Raw genomic sequence first — 5,732 nt, 5'->3', positions numbered from 1 at the left:
GCACAGAGCGATGATAAAAATTAATACCACATTAACATTTAAAGTTTGTAGCTTATTTTAAGCTAACGATAGCTATATATTATATATGTATCGAACATTGAAAGCGTTATAGTTCCCGATATTCCATTATTATTTTCGGAGCTAGAAATGCCCGTTTTCAGTCATCATTTTCTTCGGCAATATCTGCATGATCGATTGGTCGATATTTCAGTAGACTCAGACATCGCCGCTAACGTGGCTGATAATTTGGTGGAGTCCAGTCTCAAAGGCCATGACTCCCACGGTGTTAGTATGTTGCCCCGCTATATCGCGGCAATTCATGAGGGAGGATTAAATCCTGCAGCAAAGGTTAAAATCACCACAGATTTTGGAGCGTTGATTTCATTTGACGGGCAGCATGGCTTCGGCCAGGTTATTGGAAAACAAGTGATTGAACTGGGTATTGAACGCGCCCGACAGCACGGAGTCACGGTTTTGAGTCTGGCAAATGCACACCACTTAGGCCGCATCGGTGCCTGGGCTGAACAAGCTGCCGCGGCGGGGTTAGTCTCATTGCATTTTGCGAATGTAAACAATCGCGCCAATGTCATCCCCTGGCAAGGGCAATCAGCCCGACTAGGAACCAATCCCTTCTGCGCAGGCGTTCCCTTGTTATCCGGCGAGCCAATCATTCTGGACTTTGCCACTAGCGTTATTGCGGGTAATAAAGCACGTATTGCGTGGAATGAGGGGCGACAATTAGAGCCTGGTTGCGCGGTAGACCACCAAGGCATGCCCACGGTCGACCCACGTTATTTGATGGAAGAACCCTTTGGCGCTCTGCGGGCATTCGGCGAACATAAAGGTTCGGGGCTGGCACTCATCTGTTCTTTGCTGGGAGCGGCATTAACCGGGGGCAACACCGAACGAAATACGCAGCCGGGGCAGCAGAGAATCATCAATAATATGCTGACAATATTAATTGACCCTGAGCGTTTGGGCGGAGCACAGCGTTACCAGCAGGAAATACCAGCTCTGTTAGACTGGGTACGCAGTTCCCATTCCGATAATAATCTGACATTACCTGGAGAATGGGAACAAAGAAATCATCAACAACGTTTGACTCATGGCATATTTATTGATGATGTCAGTTGGCAGCAATTATCCAATTTGCAATCCATTCCAGAAAATTTAAAATAGTTATTTACTACAACATCCCCTTAATGCGCCGAAATTAATCATTTAAATCGCCCTATTTAAAAAGGGCGCTATTGTATGTGAAAACTATTAGCCGATTGCGAATGTTGCCATAACGTCACACAATGCTGAGCTAAGGCATATGCAGGGTCAATACTCAAAGCCAGTAGTGGCGATTCAATAGCGTTAAACGCGAGCGGAATTTCAGTACAAGCCAACACTAATTTTTCGGCACCACGCCCTACCAATTCTGTAGCCAACTGTTGCAAGAGTTGGCCCCCAAGAGCTACCTCACCACGCTTTACCGCATAACATCCTGGGACAAACAAGGTTTTTAATGCCTGTTCGGTCGGTAAAATGACGCTGATCCCTAATGCCGCCAATCGCTGTTGATACCACTGCGCTTGCAGTGTTGCCTCGGTTGCGATCACCCCGACCCGTTGTGGTCGGGGGTGCAAACTAGCTATGTGGGCTACGGCAATATCGACAATATGCAGGATAGGTGCCCGGCTAGCATTGGCCAGTTGTGGATACCAGTGATGTGCCGTATTACAGGGTATAGCAATATGACTGACATCTAACTGATTCAGTTGCTGTATTGCATGTAACAACTGTGGCAACGGTGATTCCCCACATCCCGCCAATGCTTTTTGTCGATCAGGTATTTGCGGGACATTCCATGTCACTACCGGTAAATGGTCCTGATCCCGACTAACTGGCGTTACTTCAATAATTTTGTGCAATAGATCCAGTGTCGCAAGGGGTCCCATCCCACCCAGCACACCAAATAAAAGAGGTTTAGTCATCCTTGCCTACCTGCTCTAATACCTGGCGGTAACCGAACAGCCCGGCAGAACCGCCGGTATGGATAAAGACAACATTATCATCTGGTGAAAAATACCCCTGGCGCACTAAATCGATCAACCCCGCCATTCCTTTTCCTGAATAGACAGGATCAAGCAGAATCCCTTCTAATTGTGCCACCAACGTCAGCGCTTCAAGCATGCCATCAGTCGGTAAACCATAACCCGCACCGACATAATCGCTATTAACGATCACGCTTTCCCGAGGGAATTCCCCCTTTAGCCCCAGCAGTTCCCCAGTCCGTTGTGCCAAAGAGTAAACATTTTGCTCCTGTTTATCTTGTGGTGCGCGAACACTGATGCCCAGTACCGGAATACCACTATTACTGGCAACCAGCCCTGTAACCAACCCGGCTTGTGTTCCCGTACTGCCTGTTGCGTGTACAATATGATCAATTCGTAGCTGCTGCTGGCTAGACTGATAAAGTAACTCTTGCGCGCAAGCAACATAACCTAAAGCACCGATCGGATTCGACCCACCACCCGGGATGATATATGGCTTTTTCCCTTGTGCCCGCAATGTCTCTGCCAAATGCTCCATCGCCTGCTGCATATCCGTCCCCGCTGGCAAGTGAGCCGCTATCGTTCCCCCTAATAAATTATCCAACAAGATATTGCCCGAAAACTGGTAATCATCGCCAAAATCACTGACTCGTTTCTCCAGCAAAATTTGTGCTTCCAAACCCAATTTTGCCGCCGCAGCAATCGTCTGACGGACATGATTTGACTGGGTAGCCCCTTGCGTAATCACCACATCGGCCCCTTGTTGCAGCGCATCCGCCAGCAGAAATTCTAATTTACGCGTCTTGTTGCCACCGGTCGCCAGCCCCGTGCAATCATCACGTTTAATATAAATATTAGGACCACCTAAATAACGTGATAACGCGGGCAATGCCTCTAATGGCGTAGGGAAATGGCCCAATGAAAGGCGAGGAAACCGAGCGAGATGCATAGTAATTCCTTAATAATATTATATTAGTTATTGAAATGACGGCGGGCTTCACTACGAACTCGATGCAATATCCGCTGTTTAATTTCGCTATAACCCTCAGCCTGAGCCAACGTTTCTATGTCACGCTGACGGCCAAAAGGCAGTCTTATTTCATCTACGATACAACCGGGGTGTGCTGACATGATAAGGATCCGGTCGGCCAGAAACAGAGCCTCCTCAACATCATGTGTCACAAACAAAATCGTGGTGCCGGTTTGCTGCCAGGCTGATAACAACAATTCCTGCATCATGAGACGGGTTTGCGCGTCCAACGCACCAAAAGGTTCATCCATCAGCAATATGTCGGGGTTGGGTAACCAGGCTCTGGCCATCGCGACCCGTTGTTTCATGCCACCGGATAATTGCCATGGATAGTGATCTTCAAACCCTTGCAAACCCACCAGTTTCAGGAATGCCTGTGTTTCCGGTAGGATTTGTGCAGGCGTCGCCCCCTGCATCCGTGGGCCGAAAGAGACGTTATCGCGCACCGTTAACCATGGGAATAGATTTGCCTGCTGAAATACCATCCCTCGATCCGGTCCAGGTGCTGACACCACATCTCCCTGGCATTGAATATTGCCACTGTCGGGGTGCTCAAAGCCGGCTATCAAATTAAGAATGGTTGACTTACCACAGCCCGACGGCCCGAGCAGTACCACAAATTCACCCGGCTCGATGCTCAAAGAGATATCTTCCAGCACCTGCTGCCGCCCCTGCTTAGTGGCAAAACCCAAATTGACCCGATTAACCGTAATAGATGCCGATGGTTCCTTTCGCATTACTCTCTCCCTGCCCATGGCACCAATAATCGCTGTAAACCTACAATCAGCAGATCAAGCAGATAACCAATACCACCCAGTAACAGTATTCCCAGCATCACAATGTCAGTACGTAAATACGAGCTGGCATTGATCACCATCCAGCCTAGCCCTGATGTCGCAGCAACCATTTCAGCAGCAATCAGCGACGTCCAACCAATACCAATGGATAAGCGCACACTGGTAAACAATTCTGGTAGCGTTTCAGGTAGTACTACACGAAAAAAAATCTGCCGACGGCTAGCACCTAATGTTTGGGCGACACGAATTCTGGCTCGTCCAATACGTTCAACCGCAGCGCAAGCCCCAACCACCACACTGAGAAATGTGGCAATAAAAATCAGGAAAAACTTGGATGACTCACCGATACCCAGCCAGACAACCGCTAAGGGGATCAATGCTATCTTGGGTAATGGCCGTAAAAACTGCACAAATGGGTTAAGCAGCGCTGCAATAGGTTGCGACAGACCCATAACCAATCCCAATGGCACGCCAACCAAGATAGCGACGGCGAATGCACTCAATGCCCGGGCAACACTGACAGCAATGTGTTGCCACAATGGCACTTGCCGGTATCCCTCTTGCAGCAACTCGCCGGCGGTGAGGGCAATATCCGATAATGGCGGTAACAGCAATGGATCGATCCACTGCTCAGCCCCCACCACCTGCCACAATAAGAAGAATGAAATAACCGCCCCAACGCTTAACCCAACCTGCTGCACTCGATTCATAAATACCCTATTGCTGTACTTGTGCGGCGATCGCATCCTTTAAATAACTGACATTAATTCCCTTTTCAAACGAGCTGGGAATGTCACGTTTACGCACTTCACCAATGCTTTCCAAGAACCCAGCAGTTTTATGCACCGCCTGCCCAATACCACTGTTATCAGTATCGGAACCGTTGCCTAACCACTGCGCCGTTTCCTGCTGTTTAAGTGTTGGATATTCCAAACCAGATAAGGTATTCGTTGCCGTAGTCACCGGTGCGCCAACATCTTTCGCCACGATAGCCGCCGCTTTTATTGGATCACGCTTAAATTCATCAACTTTTTGCTGATGTACTTGCAAGAATTGGCTCAATAACTCGGGATGCGCTTTAGCAAACGCAGTTCTGACCACATAATTGTTATAAATGAGATAACCGTCCTGCTGAAGCTGTTTGGTCTCGAATACGGGATGCCCGCCAGAGACTTCGAGCTCTTGCGCAAAAGGAGCCCAAACATAGCCCGCGTCAATATCTCCCCGTTTCCACGCAGCAACCATTTCTGCGGGTCGCAATGGAATTAATGTCACCTTATTACGGTCAATATGATTGACCACTATCGCGGCATCTAATGCATATTGAGCGGTTGAATTAGGCGGATAAGCGACACGTTTACCTTCAATATCCTTCAAAGAGGTAATCGTATCTTTAGCAATAAGGCGTTCAGACGTAGCTATCACACCTGATATACCAAATATTTCTATTGGCAGTTTTCGCACCAAACCCGCGACCGCAGGGCTTGAACCTATATTGGCAATATCAATCGCATCGCTGGCAAAATAACCTAATGCATCAGCACCGGTGGCAAATTGTACCCATTTCACCTTGGTATTGAGTGCTTTTTCCAACGAACCATCGACTTTCGCCAGAACCAGAACCTGTGAGCTACCACCGTAGGCCACGCGAACTTCATCGGGTAATGGTTCATCTGCCTGAGCATGAAAAGTGAGTAGGGATAAACTTGTTAATCCCAAAGAAAATGCGATAGGTTTCAACATGATACTGTCCTTGATTAATAATAATCGTAAAGTAATAATAAATAAAAACAGCCTTTAGCTATAATCACCCTGTACTTTTTCCTTAATCACCATTAGGAATAAAGTATATTTATTCGACAC

Annotated in this window: 6 protein-coding genes; 1 reads left to right on the top strand and 5 read right to left on the bottom strand. The window is 47.8% G+C overall.

The genetic code is table 11. From position 1 onward, the window contains the following. Window positions 1-147 precede the first annotated feature (147 nt). The gene (locus tag V2A85_RS21545; RefSeq protein WP_420072315.1) at window positions 148-1,179 is read left to right on the top strand and encodes a malate/lactate/ureidoglycolate dehydrogenase; all 1,032 of its coding nucleotides are present in this window, start codon (window positions 148-150) and stop codon (window positions 1,177-1,179) included. A gap of 68 nt (window positions 1,180-1,247) precedes the next feature. On the opposite strand, the gene V2A85_RS21540 is transcribed toward V2A85_RS21545, so the two are convergent. Genes V2A85_RS21540 through V2A85_RS21520 form a run of 5 tightly spaced genes read right to left on the bottom strand, consistent with a single transcriptional unit; the run spans window position 1,248 to window position 5,609 of the window. Next, window positions 1,248-1,982: an aspartate/glutamate racemase family protein gene (locus V2A85_RS21540; protein ID WP_372558578.1), complete on the bottom strand. Its 735-nt coding sequence runs from the start codon at window positions 1,980-1,982 to the stop codon at window positions 1,248-1,250. Next, window positions 1,975-2,991 carry a D-cysteine desulfhydrase gene (locus tag V2A85_RS21535; protein WP_372558577.1) on the bottom strand — a complete coding sequence of 339 codons (1,017 nt, stop codon included), beginning with the start codon at window positions 2,989-2,991 and terminating at the stop codon, window positions 1,975-1,977. The genes V2A85_RS21540 and V2A85_RS21535 overlap by 8 nt, the downstream gene beginning before the upstream one ends. Before the next feature lie 23 nt (window positions 2,992-3,014). Next, window positions 3,015-3,809 (bottom strand): ABC transporter ATP-binding protein, encoded by a 795-nt coding sequence (locus V2A85_RS21530; RefSeq protein ID WP_420072314.1) that lies wholly within the window; start codon window positions 3,807-3,809, stop codon window positions 3,015-3,017. Then, a complete protein-coding gene (locus tag V2A85_RS21525; RefSeq protein ID WP_372558575.1) occupies window positions 3,809-4,579 on the bottom strand; it encodes an ABC transporter permease in 771 nt (256 codons plus the stop codon). The genes V2A85_RS21530 and V2A85_RS21525 overlap by 1 nt, the downstream gene beginning before the upstream one ends. Window positions 4,580-4,586: 7 nt before the next feature. Then, entirely contained in the window at window positions 4,587-5,609 is a 1,023-nt protein-coding gene (locus V2A85_RS21520; RefSeq protein ID WP_372559872.1) for a glycine betaine ABC transporter substrate-binding protein, read from the bottom strand. Window positions 5,610-5,732: the final 123 nt, after the last annotated feature.

Source organism: Yersinia sp. 1252 StPb PI, from assembly GCF_048593885.1.
Lineage (GTDB): Bacteria > Pseudomonadota > Gammaproteobacteria > Enterobacterales > Enterobacteriaceae > Yersinia > Yersinia enterocolitica_E.
Note: the sequence above shows the minus strand (reverse complement) of the source record. Positions and strands in the feature narration are given on the sequence as shown.

Excerpts from the sequence above, each read along its gene's own strand:
- V2A85_RS21545 (WP_420072315.1), top strand. The coding sequence starts at position 148 with ATGCCCGTTTTCAGTCATCATTTTCTTCGGCAATATCTGCATGATCGA.
- V2A85_RS21540 (WP_372558578.1), bottom strand. The coding sequence starts at position 1,982 with ATGACTAAACCTCTTTTATTTGGTGTGCTGGGTGGGATGGGACCCCTT.
- V2A85_RS21535 (WP_372558577.1), bottom strand. The coding sequence starts at position 2,991 with ATGCATCTCGCTCGGTTTCCTCGCCTTTCATTGGGCCATTTCCCTACG.
- V2A85_RS21530 (WP_420072314.1), bottom strand. The coding sequence starts at position 3,809 with ATGCGAAAGGAACCATCGGCATCTATTACGGTTAATCGGGTCAATTTG.
- V2A85_RS21525 (WP_372558575.1), bottom strand. The coding sequence starts at position 4,579 with ATGAATCGAGTGCAGCAGGTTGGGTTAAGCGTTGGGGCGGTTATTTCA.